The following is a 20,447-nucleotide window of genomic DNA, read 5'->3' on the forward strand; positions in this document are numbered from 1 at the left end:
GAGGAATAAAGAGCGATCGATGATTGCTCAAAATATTATAGAAAAGGGTAGCATGCCCCCACCATAACCCATGTTAACAACTGTAATGGCAAGGTTGATGGGCGCCTGAAACGCGCTCGGGGCCCATTTCAACGCCTCATTGGGCCCCGCGGGTCAATTTTTAGCCAACGGCTAATGGAGGGGATCCTCGGGGCGGTCTTTGGCGATATAGACCTTGTAATGCTCGCGATAATCCTCCAGGTCGGCTTCCAATTGTTCCCGGAACTGATCGCTCAGAAACGACAGGGCCGAGGGCATCTCCTCGGTGTATTCCTTGCGATCCAGGGAGGCCGCCGCCACGACAAACGCGTTGAAACGCGAGCAGGCCTGAAGCAGAGCGGCGCTGACCAGGGCCGGGTCCCCGGCCTGATCCACGGCGTTGTTCGCCTGCTCAATAAACTGGTCCACCAGGTTCCAGAAGGTTTCTTCATCGTGTTCAGGGGGCTGATTCATTCAGGACTCCGTCGTCGTCAGTGGGTCAATGCCCTTCCGGTCATTGCGCTGGCGCCAGCGCTGCCAACGCTCACCCACCCGGTCTGCGCAGAGGTAGAGGGTGGGCACCAGGATCAGGGTCACGGTGGTGGCAAAGAGTACCCCAAAGGCCAGGGAAATGACCATCGGAATCAGAAAGCGCGCCTGCACACTCTGCTCCGCCATAATGGGCACCAGTCCGATAAACGTGGTCACCGAGGTCAGAACAATAGCCCGGAAGCGGTCGCGGCCGGCCCGCAACACCGCATCGAGCACCGCCAGCCCCTGATGCCGAAGCGCATTGATTCGATCAAGCAGCACCAGGTTGTCATTGACCACCACGCCGGCACAGGCCAGAAAGCCCAACATGGACAGCATACTGACCTCCCGCCCCATCACCAGGTGGCCGATGACGGCCCCCATAAAGCCGAAAGGAATGGCCGTCAGGATTACCACCGGCTGCCAATAGGAGCGGAAGTTGACCGCCATCAGGCCGTAAATGATCAGCACCGCGAGTAGGAAGTTCTTGCTCAGGGAGCTCATGAACTCCGCCTGGTCCTGCATATTGCCGTCCGGCGCCAAAGTCAGCCCCGGGTACTGTTGCTGCCATTGAGTCAGGTTGCGGCGTAGCAATTCCTGCACAATCGCATTGGCATCGCCGCCTTCCTCGACGCTTGCACTGATGCCGATGGTGCGTTTGCGATCGCGCCGCTCGATGGATGAATAACCCGGCACGAATTCCACCTCGGCCACTTCCATGAGCGGGATCTGGCTGCCATCCGGCAGACGGATGCGCATGCGCTCGAGCTGGGAAACGTGACGGCGCTCCTCTCTGGGGTAGCGCACCAGCACCCGAACGTCCTCAATGCCGCGCGGAATGCGCTGGACTTCCGCCCCGTAGAAGGCCTGACGCACCTGCTCGGCCACCTCTCTCAAGGTCACCCCCAAGGCTTCGGCGCCCGGGCGCAGGTTGATATCGATCTCCTGGCGGGCCTCCTCAATGGTGTTTTCCACCTCGTACACATCGGGGAAGGTACCGAGCGCCTCGCTGACCGCCTCGGCCGCCCGCTGCTGGGCTTCCAGGTCATTGTCGGCGATACTCAGGTTCAGGTTAATATCGTCGCCCGCGGCGTTGATGGTGTACTCCAGCCGATATTCCTTGGCTTCCGGAATATCGCCGATCAGCTCCCGCCAGCGTCGGCTGACATTCGGGCTGGAGACCTCCCGCTCCTCCGCGCCCACCAGCCCGACGGAAACGTAAATATTGTTCTCCCAGGCCCAGGTCTGAATACCGTCGATAAAATCCGCACCACCGTCACGGGTCAGTTGCTCATCCGTCTCGAGCTTAAGCGCAGCCGACTCTACCTGACGCATGATCCGGCGGGTTTCCTGGAAGGGGGTTCCCTCGGGCAGGGTCACTCTCGCTTCAAGGTAATCCGAGGGCACCATGGGCATAAAGCTGATGATCAACCAGCCCCCAATAAACACGGCCAGAGACAGAAAGAATGCCACCGCAAAACCGGCCAACGTCGCCAGTTTGTGCTCCAGGAACCGGGTCAGCCCCCGAAGGTAAACACGCTCGGCGAACCAGTCCAGACCGTTGGCCACTTTTTGGCGGGCATGAGAGAGGTGGCGCAACGCTTGCCAGCGGCTTTCACGCTCAGGCTTCAGGTGGGAAAGGTGGGAGGGAAGGATGTACAGGCTTTCCACCAAAGAGAACGCCAGGCACAAAATGACCACCACCGGAATCGCAAACGTGATGGTGCCCATGGCCCCTGGAATCACCATCATGGGGGCGAAAAAGATGATGGTGCTGATCACCGCCAGAAAGACCGGTATGGCCACCAGTTTTGCACCGCTGGCCGCACTGGCCGTGCCCTTGAGACCCTGCTGATGGCGGGTGTAAATACTCTCACCCACAATAATGGCGTCATCAACGACAATCCCCAGAACCAGCAGAAACGCGAACAGGGAGATCATATTGACGCTGACCCCGGTGTAGGGCAGCAACCAGACCGCACCGGCGAACGCCGTGGCAATACCGATGCAGACCCAGACCGCCAATAGCGGCCGCAGAAACAGCATCAGCACAATGAACACCAGAATCAGACCGGTGACGGCGTTCTCCAACAGCAGATTGAGGCGACCTTCATAGAGCTTCGACATGTCCCGCCAGACTTGCAGGGTCAAACCGGCGGGGAGTATCTCCTGGGTGCGCTCGATATAAGATTTGACCTCGCGGGCCGAGGCGACGATGTCCGGGTTTTCGGTGATCGACAACTCCAGAAACACCGCCGGCTTGCCATTGAACTGCGCAAAGACGCTCCAATCGTCGAACCCGTCCCGAATCTGTGCCACATCGCGCAACAGAACTTGGGTGCCGTCGGCTTGGGTGATCACCGGAATCCGCCCGAAATCCTCCGCGCTGTAGGCCTGATTGCGGGTCTGAATCTGGATATCGCCGCTGTGGGCCCGAATCACTCCCGCCGGCACGTTCAAGGACGACTGGGAAATCGCCTGGGCCACCTGATTAAAGCTCAAACCAAAACGGCGCAGACTCTCCTCGGACACCTCGATGCCCATTTCGTAGGGGCGGGTACCATTGAGTTCGACGTGGGACACCCCGTCCAGCAGGGTCAGTTCGTTGCGCACCCGATTGCCGGTTTCCTTGAGAGCCGCTTCGCTCACCTCGCCATAGAGCGCCAGGCTCATCAGGAAGCTGCGGCCCACCCGCTGACGGGTGACCGGCCGCTCCACATCCCCCGGGAAGGTGTTGATGGCATCCACCTGGGTTTTGATGTCGTTAAGCACGGTCTGGGGGTCGTAGCCTTCGACCACTTCGGCGGTAACGGTGCCGTAGCCCTGGTTGGCGACGGAAGTGATCTCCTCAATGCCGTCGATATCCGCAATGGCCTCCTCGATTCGGATGACCACCTGCTCCTCCACTTCCGAGGGGCCGGCCCCCGGGTAGCTCATGGAGACTTCGATAAAATTCAGCGAGACGGTCGGGAAGACTTCTTTATCCAGCTTGCCGATGCTGGCCAACGCTCCCAGGAAAATCAGAACCATCAACAGGTTCGCCGCTACCCGGTTTTCCACAAACCATTGAATCAACCGGTTCATGCGTCGGCTCCGCCAGGCTCGGTGGGCGTTTCGGGGGTCTCCTCAGCATCGGCTGCGTGCTCCGTTTTACCTTCAACACTGGAAGCTTCTGAGGAGGAGGCCTCCTCCTCGGGAAACCGCACCGCCACGCCCGGGCTGACATACCCCTGGCGGTCCACAATCACGGCCTCCCCCTCGGTCAACGGGCCTTTGACCCAGATCCGGTCGCCATCCACCTTCAGCACCCGAACGCGCTTTTCCTGGACGATTTTCTCCCCACCGGCTTCACCGCTTTCGGCTTCCGTTTCCTTCACGGTGTAAATCCGATCTCGCTCGAACACGGCGGTAATGGGGAGCGAGGTGATGTCGTCCAGCTCACGACCGTCGATGTCCGCCTGGACAAAAAGGCCCATCAACAGTGGCGCCGGATGGCGCTCGGTATTGAACGGCTCCGGCACCTCGGCAATCGCATGCAACATGCGGGACTGGGCATCCAGGCTGGCCTCGGTGCGCACCACCGCCCCCTGCCACTGATGGCGCTCGCCCAACACCCGACCTGAGAACGTCACTGCGGGGCGCTCCGACGGTTCGATGGCCGTACCCAGGGGCAAGTCCAACAACGCGGCCTGATCATCCATCAGCGGCAGACGGACCTGAGCCACCGCATCGTCATAGATTTCCGCGATGGCGCTGCCGGGGCTGATGAACTGGCCCAGATCGGCCTGGGTCTGGCGAATACGACCGCTGAAAGGCGCGCGGATTTCCGTACGCTCCAGGTCGAGCCGGGCCTGGTTCCGCTCAGCCCGCGCCGCTTCCACGGCGGCTTCGGCGGCGGCGATCTGGGGACGGCGAAGGAACAACTCGTTGGCCTGCTGGTTGCCCAGATCCCGCCATTCACGCTCGGCCTGCCGCGCCCGACCGCGCTCTTCGGCCAGGACCCGCTCGGCGTCTCGCAACTGGGATTCGGCCCGTGCCAGTGCATTCTGGTAGTCCCGCCGGTCCAGGCGCACCAGCCAGTCGCCCTGGTCGAAACGCCCCCCGGCCACAAACTCCGGCGCCGCCTCTACGATCTGCCCTCCCACCTGACTGATCAGCTGGATATTCCGCCGCGGCGCCACCGTGCCTTGGGTTTCCACTGTCAAGGCGCGGTCTTCCAGGTTCACCCGGACAATCTGTACCACCGGCTCGGGCGGGTCCACCTCGGGGTGAGGCGTCGGCCGGGGCTTCAACATCAACAGCGCCGCGACCCCGACCACACCGATTGCAATAATGACCAATACCAGCGGCACGCGTTGTACCCCATAAGACGCTTTCAAAACGCTCCTCCGTTATTCTGCCAGCCCCACCATTGGCGCCAGTCTACTCATACACTAGGGCGCAGCCCCATACAGCCCGGAGCCCGGCTTACCGAGCCTGACCGTCCGCTTTTACAGTTCATACCGATAGTTGCGCAACCAGATCGCCCCTGCCGTGAAGCCGGCCGTCACCACCGCACCGAGCCAGAAGGCCGGAGCCGATAGGGCATGCCCCCAATGCTCCAGCAGCGCCCAGGGGCGGAGCTGGGATTGAACCAGCGCTTCGAAAGACTCGTGAGACGGCACCCAGACGGCGTTCCAGAGGTTGACGCTGCGCAGCAGCCACAGTTCCACCACCATCAATACCACCGGCACCCCAAAGGCCACCAGAAACGGTGACTTGCGCGACCAGGCCGAGGCCAGCAGCAGCCAGGCAAATAATGGGGCGAACCAGAGTGCAAACAGCAACCACCCGGACATGAGGCCCAGACTGTGGCCGACAAACGTACTCAGCAAGGTCCCCAACCCGGGCATCTCAACCCCCAGCTTGAGCGAGGCGAAGCCCAACATCATCAACAGGTGTAGCAGACCCACGGCGAGGGAGGCCACCAGGAAAATGGCCGGGCCCAGCAAGGCCCCGAACACCAGTTTGGTCAGCACGACGCGCGTTTCCGACACCGGCAGAGACTTCCAGAACAGCACACTCTTGTCTTTGCGGTCGCCATAGAGGCAGCCCAACAGATACATCTGACTGATCAGCAGCAGGGCGAAGACAAAGGGAATCGATATCGCCGCCAGAGCCATGCGCAGCACTTGCGGATGACTACTGAACAAATCCCCCCGCATCAACGCCTGCAGCAACTCGGCACCCTCTTCGAACTCGTTCATTTGCTCCGGTGACTGGCGCCACTCGTTCAACGCCAAATCAATTTCAAAGCTCGAGGTCAGCATGCCCATCAGCAGAAGGGCGGCCAGCACCAGCGCAATCCAGATCGGCGTGCGCACAAAGCTGCCCCGACTCTCCCAGAACTCCCGCTGAAATTGTATGGGTAAGGGTAAATGGTTCATCAGGCTGTCCTCCCTTGGCTGGCGCCTTTTTGGGCGGGGGTTTGTAGCTTGGCCACAAACAGGTCCGCCAATCCCGGTGTTTTGACCTCACCCAGAGGCGAGAGCACCTCGGCGGAGACCCCTTCATAAATCAGGCTTACGCCTCCGAGCAGGGTGCGTTCGTGAATCGGCCCGAACCGGCGCGCTTCCGCTACCTGCTCGGGCGCCACCTGCAATTCCACATACTCCCGCTCCAGCGCTTCCATCGTGCTATTGAGCTTGAGCTCGCCGTCACCGATAAACACCACGTCGGTGAGCAGGTGCTCGATCTCCTCCACCTGATGGGTGGTAACCAGAATGGTTTTCTGTTCGTCGAAGTAATCATTCAGCAGGCTGGTGTAGAACTGCTTGCGATACAGAATGTCGAGCCCGAGCGTGGGCTCGTCAAGCACCAGCAGTTGGCTGTCGATGGCCATGATCAGCGCCAGGTGCAACTGGGTGATCATGCCCTTGGACAGCTCCTTCACCCGGCTGCGCCGCTCGATGCCGGTGCGGGACAGGAAGTCCTCCGCGCGGGCGCGGTCGAACCGGGGGTGAACCCCCTCCATATAGGCCAGTGCTTCGCTGACCTTCAGCCAGCCCGGCAAAATGGCGGTATCGGCGATAAAGGACACACGCTCCATCAGCGCGGTGCGATGGCGCTGCGGATTCAGCCCCAGCACCTTCAAGTCACCGTCCACCGGCGCCAGCCCCAGAATGCCTTTGAGCAAAGTGGTTTTGCCGGCCCCGTTGGGGCCGATCAAGCCCATGATCCGTCCCCGCTCCAGGGTCAGATCAATGCCTTTCAGTACTGTTTTATCGCCATAGGCCTTGCGTAGCCCGCGAGCTTCGATCACCGCATTCATTCGCTTTTCTCCTTACACTGTTGCGTCACGGCGTCCTGCAAAACCGCCGGTTCAATACCCAATTCCCGCGCCCGACGTATGAGCTCGGGCAACTCTTTTTCCAGAAACAGCTGGCGTTCACGGGCGAGTAAGCGCTCACGTGCCCCCTCCAGCACGAACATGCCCAGGCCGCGGCGTTTCTCCACCAGCCCCTCATCAACGAGAGCCTGATAGCTCTTCGCGACCGTCAGGTGGTTGATGCGATAGTCCGCCGAGAGCTGACGCACTGAGGGCAGGGCGTCGCCCTCGGCAAAGTCACCCCGCAGGATCAGGCGCACGACCCGCTCGTACAGCTGGCGGTAAATCGGCTGGTCATCGTTCCAGAGGTCGGTCACAATCACTCCTACAGTGAACTGGTGTTATACATAACTATAACAGCATAAATCGGAAGCGCAAGCGTTTTTTGCTCTCACAAAAACGGCGTAAAAACAAGACTGGTCTGGGCCGCCCATTTGCGGATAATGAGCGGCTTCTGTAACTCAATTGATGGAAACCCAGGTGCCGTTATGACCAGCATCTCCCAGCGTATCGCCGACGAGCTCAGCTGTCGGGAACAACAAGTCGCCGCCGCCGTCGCCCTGCTCGACGAGGGCGCCACCGTGCCGTTTATCTCCCGCTACCGCAAAGAGGTCACCGGGGGCCTGGATGACACGCAAATGCGGACTCTGGAGGAGCGGCTGCGCTACCTGAGAGAGATGGAAGACCGGCGCGAGACCATTCTCAAGAGCATCGCCGAGCAGGAAAAGCTGACGCCTGAGCTGGAGCGCGACATCAGGGCCGCGGATACCAAGACCCGCCTGGAAGACCTCTACCTTCCCTACAAACCCAAGCGCCGCACCAAGGGCCAGATCGCCATCGAAGCCGGCCTCGAACCATTGGCCGACGCCCTGCAGGCAGACCCCACGCTGGACCCGGAAGCCGAAGCGGCCAAGTTCCTCAACCCCGAGCACAAAATCGAGGACACCAAAGCGGCCCTGGACGGCGCCAAGTTTATTCTCATGGAGCGCTTCAGTGAGGACGCCGAGCTGCTCGGTAAGCTGCGCCACTTCCTGTACCAGGAAGCCCAACTGAGCGCCCGTGTGGCCCCGGGCAAAGACAGCGATCAATCCCAGGAAGTGCAGAAATTCCGGGACTATTTCGAGCATGACGAACCGCTCAAAAGCGTCCCCTCCCACCGGGCGCTGGCCATGTTCCGGGGGCGCAACGAAGGCATTCTCAACCTTGCTCTTACCCTGGGGAAGGAGGAAGACCGCACCGCCGCCCACCCCTGTGAGGGCATGGTGGCCGAGCACTGGGACATTCGCGACCAGGGCCGCGCCGGCGACAAATGGCTGAGCGAGGTGGTGCGCTGGACCTGGCGGGTCAAGCTGCTCACCCACCTGGAAACCGACCTGCTCGGTGAGTTGCGCGAGAAAGCCGAAGAAGCGGCGATCAAGGTCTTCGCCGCCAACATGAAAGACCTGTTGCTGGCCGCTCCCGCCGGCCAGAAAGCCACCATTGGCCTGGACCCCGGTCTGCGCACTGGTGTGAAAGTCGCCGTTGTGGACGCCACCGGCAAGGTGCTCGATCACGGCGCGATTTTCCCCACAGCCCCGCAATTCAAAATGGCCGAGGCGGAAGCCAAGATCGTTCAGCTCTGCAAGAAATACGACGTGGCGTTGATCGCCATCGGCAACGGTACCGCCTCCCGGGAAACCGAAAAGTTCGTGCAGGACGTGCTGAAAAAACACAGCGATCTCAACGCCAAGAGCGTGATGGTGAACGAGTCCGGCGCTTCGGTGTACTCCGCTTCGGAATTCGCCGCCAAGGAATTTCCGGACCTGGATGTAACCATTCGCGGCGCCATCTCCATCGCCCGCCGCCTGCAGGACCCTCTGGCGGAATTGGTGAAAATCGATCCCAAATCCATCGGCGTCGGCCAGTACCAGCACGACGTCTCCCAGACCCAACTCGCGCGGGAACTGGATGCGGTGGTGGAAGACTGTGTAAACGCCGTGGGCGTAGAAGTGAACACCGCTTCGGCGCCATTGCTGGCTCGAGTGTCCGGTTTGAACCAGACCCTGGCCAACAACATTGTGGAGTTTCGCAACGCCAACGGCGTCATTCGTTCACGCACCGAATTGAAAAAGGTGCCGCGCCTGGGCGACAAAACCTTTGAGCAAGCAGCGGGCTTTTTGCGAATCGCCGGCAGCGATAATCCGCTCGATGCCTCGGGCGTTCACCCGGAAGCCTACAGCGTGGTGGAAAAAATCGCGCAGATTAATGCTCGGGAGCTGAAAGGCCTGATCGGCGACTCGGCGTTTCTGCGCAGCTTGAAAGCGGGTGACTATACCGACGAAAAATTCGGCGTGCCCACCGTCACTGACATTATCAGCGAACTGGACAAACCCGGCCGCGACCCGCGCCCGGAATTCAAAACCGCCCAGTTCCAGGAAGGCGTGGACACCATCAAGGACCTGGAGCCGGGCATGATCCTGGAGGGTTCGGTCACCAACGTCACCAACTTCGGCGCCTTTATCGATATCGGTGTCCACCAGGACGGTCTGGTCCACATCTCCGCCCTGTCGAACACCTTCGTAAAAGACCCACGGGAAGTAGTGAAAGCCGGGGACGTGGTAAAAGTGAAAGTCATGGAAGTGGATGTGCCGCGCAAACGCATCGGCCTGTCCATGCGCCTGGACGACGAACCCGGCGAGAAGACCGAAGGCCCCAAGGGGGGCTCGCGCCGCGCGCCCAAAAACCAGGGTGGCCAAAAGAGCCGTCAGGGTGGCAACCAGGGGGCAGCGCTAGGCAGCATGGGCGCGCTGCTACAGGAAGCGATGAAGAAAAAATAATCCGACCCGGCCCGCCCGAGTTGGTAAAGCCGGGCGGGCTCAACGGTTGTTATCCCGGTGGGCCCGCCACAGCAAATACCCGCCCCACAGCATAGCGGCCAACATGATCAGCCGGCCCAGGTTCAGCACGATCGCCGCCAGGGTCTGATCGTACGCCAACAGACCGGTCTCCCCGAGAAGATACTCCCAATCGTGAACACCGTAGGGCGACGACTTGCCATAATTGCCGCCTAACAGGGGCAACTCCCCGGCCCGCGCATCCGCCATATAGGGCGCTATATCCAGAAAGTTTTGTCCAAACCACCACATACAAAGGCTCGCACCAAAGGTGTCGTGACGGGTTTTCAGCAGTGCGATGGCACAGATGAGCGGAATCGCCAGTTGCCCCAGGGTGCCCCCCAAGGAGCCGATAAACTGTCCGAACAGGCCAAATATTACATGCCCCGCCTCGTGAAACGGCAGGTTCACTTGATGCATAAAGTGAAACCCCCGGCCAAGCTCCTCCACGCTCAGTATTAGGTAACTCATGCCCCACACCACAAACAATCCCCAAAGCACCAGATACCCGCCCAAGTAGCGTTTCATGGACGGCGTCGGTACAGCAAGATAGGCCCTGAGGGTGGTCAGCCACTCGCCCCAACCGGATCGCCGAGCCGGCCGGGTCAACTGTTCCCGCCGACGCAGGTAATCATCGTATTTATGAAACACCAGGCCGCACCGGGTGCAGGTCATCTGCCTTTCAGAACGAGGATGTTGGCATTTGGGACACTGCATGAATGTGCTCCAGTTGGAAAAGTACCGGCGCTTTCAACACCGAACAAACTGTATTTTAAACTCATTCGAAAACGCACCACAGCATCCACACGCGCTCGGTAAGTGGACCGTTCTCGATGAGCCATCGTTTATTCTGCATTTTCATACTCGCGATGCTTGAGCAACCGTCTCATTCTAACTGGAACACAAGGCGGCAAACCGGGTCTACAATGAGTAACACAAGGCAATGAGAAGTCGGCTTGGGCCGACGCAAAATTCCGCTCATAGCGCGGAGTGCCTTTTTGACGTCGGCGTTTTCGACACTTGTTTTATCGGCCGGTAGGCCTTGTCGCACAACTGAATTTCTAGCCGGTCGGTACGGAAAAGAAAGGAGGTTGTTATGCAAGTTCGAGACGTGATGACCCAGTCCTGCGAGTTTATTGCACCCAACACCAGCATCAGCGATGCCGCTCGGCGGATGCGCGACCTCGACAGTGGCTTTCTGGCCATCGGAACCGAAGCCAAAGGCCGGTTGGAGGGCGTTGTGACCGACCGAGACTTGGTGATTCGGGCGCTGGCCGAAGGCTGGAACCCGGACGAGACACCGGTCGAACGGGCGGAAACCCATCAGGTGTTGTATTGCTTTGAAAACGACAGCTTGGAGGCGGCCACCAAACGCATGCGAGAGCAACAGATTTATCGGTTGGTGGTGCTCAACAATCAGGATGAGAAGCAGCTCAGAGGCGTAATCAGCCTGGGCGATATTCTTCGCCGCCGCGAGACCGACTTGGCCGAACAGACGGCTGAGGCGATCGCCTCGAAAGCGGCCTGAACTCAGAACAGCCCGATGCCACTCGGCCTCTCAATTTTTGGAACGAAGCAACCAGGAGGTACCTATGCAAGCCATTAGCCGCGATGAATTGAAGATCATGAATGAAGCCGAGCACGAAGATTTTGTGCTGATCAATGTGCTTCCCAACAAAGCATTCAACGACGCTCACATTCGCACATCCATCAACGTGCCGGTGGATGACGATGACTTTGAGCAGGTTACTGAGAAAGTCGTCGGTGACAAACAACGCAAGGTGGTGGTTTACTGCGCGAACTTTGATTGCGACGCCTCACCCCAGGCGGCCAAAAAGCTGGAGAACGCCGGTTTTACCAGTGTCTTCGATTATGAAGGCGGCACGAAAGACTGGTTTGAGCAGAAAAAAGCGGCGTAACCGGATCACCGGGTGACCCCACCAAGGGAGCGGCTGACACCGCTCCTTTTTTATGGCTGCAGGATATGTGGCGTTTCGGCATTGCATTGAGAGCACCACCTCGAAAACGCCAGGAAAGCCCTCAGTCACACCGGTCGGACGCCATGGCGTTAATCCATTCCCGCAACAGCGCTTCACCTTCCTGATCCACCCGATGACTGCCAATGGGCGGCATCTGATCGGCATGATTGCGCAGGCTCATCCGAGTCACCAGCACCGAGGCATTGGCATCGCCGGGAAGCAGCCGGCGTTCCTCCGGCGAGCCGCCGTTCTGCGGCGCCACATTGCAAATAGTCATCGCCCCCAACGCCGTTTTGTAGCGCAGGTCCATGTTGAGGTTGGTCGGGCCCTGCGGGCGATGGCATTGGGCGCAGTTGGTATGCAGGTAGGCGCGCGCCTGATCGGCTAACCGGTCGGCCTGAAGATCGGCATAGGGGTCGGGCAATCGTTCCGTTCCAGGCTCAGAGTCAAGTACTTCGATGGCATGGAGGGTGACTAACTGATTGGCACGGCGCCCCGTACCTGGATAGAGGAAGGTCCCGTTCAGCTGAGCGGTTTCCAGGCCCAGCGTCCTTCCCGCCGCCGCGGTATGACACTGCAGGCATTCGCTGCCAGTGGGGTAGATCCACGCTTGACCCTGTCGGGTTTCCACTCGGCCGCCGTGGACCCGTTGGGCGTCAGTGCCATCGTCATTCCAGGCGTAGGTGTAACCGGCCCAGCGACCGTCAGTGTGGTGCATAAACAAACGGGTTTCGATCAACACCTCCTGACGATAAAAGTTTTTCATGACCACGCTGCCGGGCGGCAGTTGCCAATCACCCGTTTCATCGATCGCAATAGTCTGATCATTCGGCAGCGCCAACCACCGACGCTTGTCGGCGCCGTCGGACCAGAAAGGCGCGTTCACCCGGTAGGGAATCAGCCCCTCGGCCGGCTCCCAGGGTGCATCGGGATTGACGCAGCCGGTATCGGACAGCTGCGCCGGCGGCCCACCGGTCTCGTTTTCCGGATCGTTGGCGACCACACGGTGCACGCCACCACCGTAATCCACCAGGTACACCTCGCCCGCCGGACCCTGCGCGAAGGAGGCGATACCCAAGCCGGTGCTGTCGTCCAGCACTTCGATTTCCAAACCCGCTTGCTCGGGGTCGCTATCCGCCAATGCGTAGAACCGACCGGTGACGTAATCGCCGAACAGGTATTTCCCCTGCAGTGACGCAATGGCACTGCCCCGGTAAACCACACCGCCGGTAATGGACCGGAAGTCCGGCTGAGGGACTTCGGCGACCGGGTCAATCAACCCGCTGGTGTCGCAGTTACTGGCACTGTAGCAATGCGCCCCTTCGCGAATGTCCCAGCCGTAGTTGCCGCCGCGTTCAATGCGGTTGACTTCCTCCCAGGCGCCTTGGCCCACATCCGCGAGCCATAGAACGCCGGTATCCGAATCAAACGCCCAGCGCCAGGGGTTGCGCAGCCCCCAGGCATAGAGCTCCGGACAGTCACCCCCGGCGGCCTGCTTTTGCTGCATTTGGGTATCCGAGTCGCACAGGAAAGCCGACTGGTCCGCAAACGGGTTGTCGGCGGGAATGCCATAGGGTGAGCCGCTGTCGACGTCTATACGGATCAGACTGCCCCAAAGGTTGGCGGTGTTCTGCGCTCGATTGTCGGGGTCCCCGGCCCCGCCGCCATCGCCAATGCTCAGATACAGGTAGCCGTCGTCATCAAAACCCAAGCGCCCCCCGAAATGGTTTTTTGAGCGGTAAGGGGCCGTGTAGCGGAGTAGCACCTCGGCAGAGTCGGCATCCAGAGCGGTGCCATCGGCGTTGGTCTGGTAGCGAACCAGCTGGCTGACGCAGCAATCGTCCTCGATCGGCGGGGTAGTATCTTCCGACACCTGGTAGTACAGAAACACCTCGCCGTTCTCGGCAAAATCCGGGTGAAAGGCCATGGACAGCAGTCCGGACTCGGCGGCGCTGTCATCCACTCGTTCGCGCAGGTCGGCAAACACATTCGTCGAACTCACGGCCGGGTCGTTGGCAAACATCTGAATACGGCCGGGCTGCTCCACCACAAACCACCGACTGTCATCCCCCGGTGCCTGGAGCATCGCCACGGGTTGATTGAAACTCACTCCGGGAAAGGCTCGTTCCAGCGACACGGCGCTGCTCCCATCCGGAGATGCACCAGCCAGACAAGTCTCATTGGACGGACGCGTATTCAATCCAATGCTTTCCGAGGAGGATTGCTCACGACTGGAACTGACGGCGACACTGGAATTGCTGGTTGAAGAAGAAACCGACGATTCGCTGGAAGTCGCAGGGGTGGAGGAGGAAACTGCCCAGCTGGAGGCATCGCTTCCTGCCTCCCCACCAGAGCCGCCGCAGGCCGACAACATTAGGCAAAGCAGTAACCAGATCACCAGGATGCGCATCGGAGGCCTCCATCGAGAGGGTCATCGAGTACCTCTCAGTCTAGTCGCCCGCAACCGTCGTTACTGTGACCCGGTTATGATCCTGACGTGCCTATAGCGGGCAAGGGCTTTGGGTAACGGTACTATCCATCCCCTTGCGACAAGGCCCATACGCGGTACAATCTTTGGCACCTCATAATCACAATAGAGTAAGGATACGCCATGGCGACCACCTTGGAAGACCCCTCCCTCGACAGCCGGCGGTTACCGCCGCTTGAGCCCGAACCCTGGGAGCCCATTCACCCTCGCTACCGAAACGTGCTTCGACTTCGGCTGGCCCTGATCGGCCTGGCCGTTACCCTCGGACCCTGGTTCCCGGTTTTCTTCTCAACGCCAGTGACGCCGTTCAGTTGGGGGCCTTCGATCGCTGGCGCGTTGGTAGTGCTGTTTTTGGTGATGGTCTGGGTGCCGCGCAAAGTGCGGCGCACTCAGTATCTGTTGCGCGAGCGGGACGTGCATTTGCGCACCGGCTGCTGGTGGTTCCGCACCGTCTCGGTGGCGATCAACCGTATTCAACACGTGGAAATCACCCAGGGGCCGCTGGAACGCTTCAATGGATTGAGCGAGCTGGTGGTGTACACCGCCGGCGGCTTCAAGTCGGATGTCAAAGTGCCGGGGCTGGAAACCAATCTGGCCCAACGACTGAAAGCCCATCTCACTCGACGTGCCACAGAGGAAGCCAGCTCGGCCCCTATCAATGATACCCCGGAGGGAGACAGGCATGTCGACACCGAGCGAGAGTGAGTGGCAGCGGGTCTCGCCGGTCTCCGCGGTCTACTTTTTTCTGAAGGCGATCCCCAACCTGGTCAACCTCTGGCCCCTTCTGGCAGGCGCGCTGGCGGGCGGTGAGAAAGGGCGCGAGCTATTGTTCATTTATGGCGTGCCCTTGGTGCTGGTCGTGCTACTGCTGAATGCGGTGGTGCAGTATTGGGTCTTTCGCTTTAAGGTGGAGAAGGACCGCATTCAGATTCGCTCGGGTCTGTTTCATCGCAAACGCCTCAGCCTGGATTTCGAGCGGGTTCAGCAGGCCGACATTATCAATCCCTTCTACTTTAGGCCCCTCGGGCTGGCCACCCTCGGTTTTGAAAGTGCCGGCTCGGGACAGCAGGAAGTGAACATCCCGGGTATTCCCGTGGCGGTGGCAGAACAACTGCGCCAGCAGGTTCTCGACCGCAAAGCCTCCGCAACCTCACAGGCCCAGTTTCAAGATTCCGACTCGAAGGGAGATGACGCTCCGGATTATGAGTTGAGGCTGCCCTTCAAAGAAGTCGCCCGCTACGGCCTGATGCACAACGCCTTGCTCTTTCTGGCGCCGCTGGCGGCACCCCTGGGCCAGTACATGGGCCCGGCCATGGAAAGCTGGCTCGCCTGGCTGCGAGCGCTGCCCTGGGTGGAAACACTGACCCATTCCGGTTGGTCGGCGTTTTTGGCGGCTTTCTTGGCCGGCGTGGTGTTTATCGTTGTGGGTATCGTGCTGCTGTTTGCGGTATCGATGATCGTGGCCATGGTGTACTACGGCAACTATTCGCTGGCGCGCCATGGCGAGCGCTTTCAGGCCCACTTTGGCCTGGGCACCCAGCGCACACGGGGGCTGCGCCTTCCCAAGATGCAGCGCCTGCAGATCACCCAGGGCATGATCGCCCGGCTGCTGCGACGCCACAGCCTGTTGATCAGCAAGGCCGGGCATTTCCAGCAAGGCAACGCCCAGCTGTCTCAGCGGTTTGTGGTGCCGGTGCTCACCACCGAGCGGCTGGAAGCACTGCGGGAGCAGTTCGCGCTCCCGAAGCCCGCCTGGAAAGCGATCCACCCCTGGTACATTGTCGATTACACCCTGACGTTCGCCACGCTTTTTGCGCTCATCACCGGGGCGATTCTGCTATCGACCGGTCAGCATTGGTCAGCCGCCGTTGGCTGGGCGCTGCTGTGGTACCCGGCGTTTGTCCTGATACTCTGGCGGCGGTGGTCGCAAACCCGATACGACATTCAGAACGATTGGCTGGCCGTGCGCCATGGCTTTATCGGACGAAAAGAGCAGTGGCTGCCGACCGGCAAGCTGCAAAAGATCGCCGTGCACGAGCCACCGATTCTTCGCAAACTGGGGTTGAGCCACCTGATGGTATGGACCACGGACGGGCCAACCACCATTGGTTACCTCCCGATCTCGACCGCCCGAACACTACGGGACCGATTAATGGGGGACGTGACGGAATTTCAGCGGGCGTGGTTCTAGTCGGTTACTAAAATGACCCTCGGCGCTCAGAAGGGGGGATGGACCGGCTTCAGCGGCGCACGTTTTTCTGCAACCATCGGTCGAGGTAGTCGGCAAACTGCTTTCGATCGGTTTGGGAAAAGCCACTGGGCCCGCCAGTCACCTCGCCGGTACTGCGTAGCTCTTCCATCAGGTTGCGCATGGCCAGGCGCTGACGAATGGTCTCTGCAGTGTAGGGCTGACCCCGAGGACTCATTGCCACGCCACCCTTGTCCACCACCTCCGCCGCGAGCGGAATGTCCTGGGTAATGACCAGATCCCCCGGGTTCATCAACCGCACGATTTCATTGTCCGCCACATCAAAGCCGGCGCGCACCTGACGGGTTTTGATAAACGGGGAGGGCGGCACGTTGATGCCGCGGTTGGCGACAAAGGTCGTGGGTACTTTCCAGCGCTCGGCGGCGCGGCACAGAATCTCTTTGACAACAACGGGACAGGCGTCCGCATCAACCCAGATTGGCATAGGTATTTCCGGTTCAAGTTCGCCCGAATGGTATCACTTTCCGTGTAGAGTCACAGGGGGCGTCAAGCGTTAGCGATCTCCCACATCTTGCGAGACACGATTTCGCCCGCTTTGCTTGGCACTATGAAAGCCAGGCGTCGGCCCACTCTATGAAGAAGACAGGCGGATTGACCGCCCCCGCGAGTGGCGTTGCGTTTGCCTTTACCAACCCTTAGGATCTGCGCTCTACGCCCTCTAAAAAGAGCTCAAACCACAACGCAAGAGGATTGCCCGTCATGACCACTGTTCTACGCGCCACCGGGGCCGCCCTGGCTCTGCTGTTCACGCTCTCGGCCCACGCCTCGACCACGCTTTTCGAAGTGAGTAAGGGAGGGCAAAGGATATTACTCGGCGGCACCATCCACCTATTGCATCCCACTGAGTTTCCTCTGCCCGCCGAATTCGACGCCGCCTACGAGGAGGCCGACGCGTTGTATCTGGAAGCGGATATGGCCCAGATCCAGGATCCGGCCTTTAGTCAACAGATGATGCAGCTGATGCTCTACCCGCCCGGAAAATCTCTCAGCACCGAGCTCAGCGCCGAGGTATGGGAGTCACTGGCGCGCTATTCCAAGCAGAATCAGTTTCCCATCCAACAGTTCGTCGGTTTCGATCCGGCGTTCGTCAGCATGATGATGACGGTGATGACCGCCCAGCAAAAGGGAATAACCAAAGGCGTGGATACCCACTACTTCAACCGGGCCAAAGCCGACAACAAGCCCACCGGACAGCTCGAATCCACCCAAGCTGTGCTCGGCTATATGAAAGCGCTGGCCGGACATGATGGCGACGAAATCATCAAAGCGACATTGCGGGACCTGCGCCGCTTTGACCAGATGATGGAAACCACCGTGTCGGCGTGGAAGGCCGGGGATATGGACACCCTCTACCGGGACCTGGGTAAACCCATGAAAGAAGAGGCGCCGGAGATGTATCAGACCCTGATGGTGGAGCGAAACAAGGACTGGCTGCCCGTGATCAAGGGGCTATTTGAGGACGAGGCGGTTGAACTGGTGCTGGTCGGATCCCTGCATCTGGCAGGAGAGGACAGCCTGCTGGAGCAACTTGAGAAAGCGGGCTACCGGGTCAAGTCTTACACCATCGGCGAGTAAATGACCGACCGTTGTGCACCACTGCAGTGCGCAACGGCGGCTCCTCTCTGCGGTTTCAACGCTTTCCGCCTCGCTCAACGCCCCGCCGCGGCTGACGCCCGGCCAAAAAAAATGATTATAGCGCCACATGGCACTCTATTTGCTGGATTTCCTTGCAGCCCCATTCCCCGGGGCATTTCCTACCTATCCTGCCTTTGGAGCGCGTTATGGGAGCCATCAATTGGCCATGGGGTCGTGGCGATGCCGAGGAACCTCTCTACGAGTTACTGCAATCCCGGGATCTGACCCGACGACTGGCCCGGCAAGATGCCTCCAGTCTTGCCATTGATCAGTTTGTGCAGGAGCTGCACCATCGAATCGAGCTCAGCGTCTCGGCGGCCGTCACCATTGCCGGAGAAGCACCGCGGTTGCGCAAACTCGCCGAAAGCGCAGACGATAACGGCCAGGCTCTGACCGGGGCCGCCGGTACCTTCGCCAGCACCAGCGAGGAGGTCACGGCCACACTTGAGGCCGAATTGGTACCCGGCGCCGCCGAGGTAGCGCGGCTGTCGTCCCAGGTGGCCACCTCGCTGCGCCAATGCGAGGCTGGCAGCGAAAGCGTTTTGGGAAACATCCGGGCAATCAGTCACAGCGAACAGAGACTTGGCAGTGCCATTGGAGAACTTCAAGCCCAATTGGAGAGTGTGGTCAATGTCATCAGCGTGATTGCAGACATTTCCAAGCAGACCAACCTGCTCTCCCTGAACGCCGCCATCGAAGCCGCCCGTGCGGGCGTTCACGGCGCCGGTTTTGCCGTGGTGGCGGAAGAAGTACGACGCCTGGCCCACCACACCACAGAGGCCACCGATGAGGTCGCCCAGATCATTGATCGCTTCCGTCAGGAAGTGACGCAGTTGACGGAGGCGGGCCACCAGATGCAGGGAGCGGTTTGCGACGGGGAGCAGGGCGTGACTCAACTGCGCACCGAACTGGGGTCGGTGCGCAGCGCCATGGATCAATTGGATGGCCAAGTCAGCGGCATGGCCACGGGCATTTCTCAAATCGGGCAGGCTATCGGCGACCTGAATCAGCAGGTTCACACCGTTTCCCATGCCGCCGCCGACCTCAGAAGCAGCGCCCAACAAATGGGGACGCTGGGCGATGCCGTTCACCACCAGAGTGACCGACTGCTTGAGGGCCTGGGCGGCTTTCAACTGGAACTACACCGAGAGGCTCAGCGGAAGGTCGAACAGCTGGCCCGGGACCCCGCGCTGCGCCAGGACGACCTGCCCCAGACTCACGCCGCGCTGCGCCGGGCTCTGGGTCGGGACAAAACCTTCGAGCTGGCCTATCTGGTGGACGGCGCCGGCCAACAATTAAGCGACAACATTTTCTGCCAAGCGCTTTCCCACCTCGATGGTACCGTCGCCCGCGGTACAGACTGGCGAGAGCGTCACTGGTTCAAGGCCGTTCTCAGTAGCGGCAAACCGCATATCACCGACGTTTACCGCTCAGACGCCACCGATGACTTCTGCTTTACCGTCGCGGTGCCGGTGACAATGCCTGGTGGGACGCCTCGAGTACTCGGGGTGGATGTACGCCTGTCCGCACTGGCCACCTCTCGATAAATCCGCCAAACCGTCGATTTTCGCGTCGGCCAACTTTACAAACTGCTCGTTTAAAAAATCACGGAGCCGAAGCAACGGCATGCAACACAAGGAGTTAGAGAATCTGGCACAGTACCTGCTTTGTTCTGGGCGATGCCGGTGTTAGACCGGCAAGAGGTTTTAAAGAGACGCAGTACGTTGATTCGCAGGTAACTTCCATGAAAATTTCAATGCAGGGACTTCGCTACGGTATGGCCGCGCTGGTATTGGTGATCGCCGGCCACGCGCAAGCATTGATGCTAATGCCCTCGGATGCCGACTGGACCAGTGATCAAAACGGCACACTTAACGCCAGCAATGTAGCCTCGATTGTCGGCACCAGCTCCAGCCTTGATCTGTTTTACAAATCGAATTACCAAGGTGTAGATGAAGGAGGCTTCGCCGGCTCTTATTCAACGGAGTACTGGGGCGACCCCAATGACGCACTGATTACCTTCACAGGCGGTCCGTCCATTATTTGCCCCGAGTGCTACTTGATCGTCAAAGATGGCAACCTGCCTCAGTACCTGTTCAGCCTGGCAGACTGGAATGGCACCGACAGTCTGGACTTACAAGATTTCTACCCCGGACCGGGTGGCGCCATTTCACATGTCGCGATTTTTGGAAAGACCGTAGTAGACGTACCGGAGTCGAGCGCTCTGATACTGATGGGATTGGGATTGATTGGCTTGGGATTGGCCCGGCGCCGGGTAGCCCACTAA

Annotated in this window: 17 protein-coding genes; 8 read left to right on the plus strand and 9 right to left on the minus strand. The window is 60.0% G+C overall.

Annotated elements, in window-relative coordinates; translation table 11 throughout:
- Positions 1 to 171: 171 nt before the first annotated feature.
- The 6 genes from G547_RS0111205 to G547_RS0111230 all read right to left on the minus strand — a co-directional run bounded on the left by G547_RS0111205 (position 172) and on the right by G547_RS0111230 (position 7,233).
- A complete protein-coding gene (locus G547_RS0111205) occupies positions 172 to 492 on the minus strand; it encodes a DUF3144 domain-containing protein (protein WP_027329934.1) in 321 nt (106 codons plus the stop codon).
- The gene (locus G547_RS21120) at positions 493 to 3,633 is read right to left on the minus strand and encodes an efflux RND transporter permease subunit (protein ID WP_051235284.1); all 3,141 of its coding nucleotides are present in this window, start codon (positions 3,631 to 3,633) and stop codon (positions 493 to 495) included.
- Positions 3,630 to 4,928, minus strand: coding sequence for an efflux RND transporter periplasmic adaptor subunit (locus G547_RS21125; RefSeq protein ID WP_051235286.1), 1,299 nt, complete (start codon positions 4,926 to 4,928; stop codon positions 3,630 to 3,632). The genes G547_RS21120 and G547_RS21125 overlap by 4 nt, the downstream gene beginning before the upstream one ends.
- A gap of 111 nt (positions 4,929 to 5,039) precedes the next feature.
- Positions 5,040 to 5,975 (minus strand): hypothetical protein, encoded by a 936-nt coding sequence (locus G547_RS22700; RefSeq protein ID WP_027329935.1) that lies wholly within the window; start codon positions 5,973 to 5,975, stop codon positions 5,040 to 5,042.
- The gene (locus tag G547_RS0111225) at positions 5,975 to 6,859 is read right to left on the minus strand and encodes an ABC transporter ATP-binding protein (protein ID WP_027329936.1); all 885 of its coding nucleotides are present in this window, start codon (positions 6,857 to 6,859) and stop codon (positions 5,975 to 5,977) included. The genes G547_RS22700 and G547_RS0111225 overlap by 1 nt, the downstream gene beginning before the upstream one ends.
- Positions 6,856 to 7,233 carry a GntR family transcriptional regulator gene (locus G547_RS0111230; protein ID WP_027329937.1) on the minus strand — a complete coding sequence of 126 codons (378 nt, stop codon included), beginning with the start codon at positions 7,231 to 7,233 and terminating at the stop codon, positions 6,856 to 6,858. Before G547_RS0111230 ends, G547_RS0111225 begins: the two co-directional genes overlap by 4 nt.
- Before the next feature lie 171 nt (positions 7,234 to 7,404).
- On the opposite strand from G547_RS0111230, the gene G547_RS0111235 reads away from it, so the two are divergent.
- A complete protein-coding gene (locus G547_RS0111235; protein ID WP_027329938.1) occupies positions 7,405 to 9,732 on the plus strand; it encodes a Tex family protein in 2,328 nt (775 codons plus the stop codon).
- Between the two features lie 39 nt (positions 9,733 to 9,771).
- Here G547_RS0111235 and G547_RS0111240 read toward each other — a convergent pair whose 3' ends face one another.
- Positions 9,772 to 10,464, minus strand: a complete 693-nt coding sequence (locus tag G547_RS0111240) for a hypothetical protein (RefSeq protein WP_051235289.1) — start codon at positions 10,462 to 10,464, stop codon at positions 9,772 to 9,774.
- Positions 10,465 to 10,885: 421 nt separating this feature from the next.
- On the opposite strand from G547_RS0111240, the gene G547_RS0111245 reads away from it, so the two are divergent.
- Both G547_RS0111245 and G547_RS0111250 read left to right on the plus strand, forming a co-directional pair.
- Positions 10,886 to 11,317 carry a CBS domain-containing protein gene (locus G547_RS0111245; protein WP_027329940.1) on the plus strand — a complete coding sequence of 144 codons (432 nt, stop codon included), beginning with the start codon at positions 10,886 to 10,888 and terminating at the stop codon, positions 11,315 to 11,317.
- A 64-nt stretch (positions 11,318 to 11,381) separates the two neighbouring features.
- Complete coding sequence (locus G547_RS0111250) at positions 11,382 to 11,708, plus strand: rhodanese-like domain-containing protein (RefSeq protein ID WP_027329941.1); 327 nt, start codon at positions 11,382 to 11,384, stop codon at positions 11,706 to 11,708.
- A 121-nt stretch (positions 11,709 to 11,829) separates the two neighbouring features.
- On the opposite strand, the gene G547_RS21135 is transcribed toward G547_RS0111250, so the two are convergent.
- On the minus strand, positions 11,830 to 13,905 hold the full coding sequence (locus G547_RS21135; protein WP_051235291.1) for a PQQ-dependent sugar dehydrogenase: 2,076 nt from the start codon (positions 13,903 to 13,905) through the stop codon (positions 11,830 to 11,832).
- Positions 13,906 to 14,379: 474 nt separating this feature from the next.
- Here G547_RS21135 and G547_RS0111260 point away from each other — a divergent pair, with 474 nt between their 5' ends.
- Together G547_RS0111260 and G547_RS0111265 are read left to right on the plus strand one after the other, a co-directional pair.
- Positions 14,380 to 14,961, plus strand: a complete 582-nt coding sequence (locus G547_RS0111260; RefSeq protein WP_027329942.1) for a PH domain-containing protein — start codon at positions 14,380 to 14,382, stop codon at positions 14,959 to 14,961.
- The gene (locus G547_RS0111265) at positions 14,939 to 16,447 is read left to right on the plus strand and encodes a PH domain-containing protein (protein ID WP_027329943.1); all 1,509 of its coding nucleotides are present in this window, start codon (positions 14,939 to 14,941) and stop codon (positions 16,445 to 16,447) included. Before G547_RS0111260 ends, G547_RS0111265 begins: the two co-directional genes overlap by 23 nt.
- Before the next feature lie 49 nt (positions 16,448 to 16,496).
- Here G547_RS0111265 and G547_RS0111270 read toward each other — a convergent pair whose 3' ends face one another.
- Positions 16,497 to 16,949, minus strand: a complete 453-nt coding sequence (locus G547_RS0111270; protein ID WP_027329944.1) for a YaiI/YqxD family protein — start codon at positions 16,947 to 16,949, stop codon at positions 16,497 to 16,499.
- A gap of 275 nt (positions 16,950 to 17,224) precedes the next feature.
- On the opposite strand from G547_RS0111270, the gene G547_RS0111275 reads away from it, so the two are divergent.
- From G547_RS0111275 to G547_RS0111285, 3 genes are all read left to right on the plus strand, one after another.
- A complete protein-coding gene (locus G547_RS0111275; protein ID WP_027329945.1) occupies positions 17,225 to 18,100 on the plus strand; it encodes a TraB/GumN family protein in 876 nt (291 codons plus the stop codon).
- Between the two features lie 206 nt (positions 18,101 to 18,306).
- The gene (locus G547_RS21140; protein WP_084645929.1) at positions 18,307 to 19,707 is read left to right on the plus strand and encodes a methyl-accepting chemotaxis protein; all 1,401 of its coding nucleotides are present in this window, start codon (positions 18,307 to 18,309) and stop codon (positions 19,705 to 19,707) included.
- 197 nt (positions 19,708 to 19,904) lie between these two features.
- On the plus strand, positions 19,905 to 20,447 hold the full coding sequence (locus G547_RS0111285) for a PEP-CTERM sorting domain-containing protein (protein WP_027329946.1): 543 nt from the start codon (positions 19,905 to 19,907) through the stop codon (positions 20,445 to 20,447).

It is taken from the genome of Marinimicrobium agarilyticum DSM 16975 (assembly GCF_000423345.1).
Taxonomy (GTDB): Bacteria; Pseudomonadota; Gammaproteobacteria; order Pseudomonadales; family Cellvibrionaceae; genus Marinimicrobium; species Marinimicrobium agarilyticum.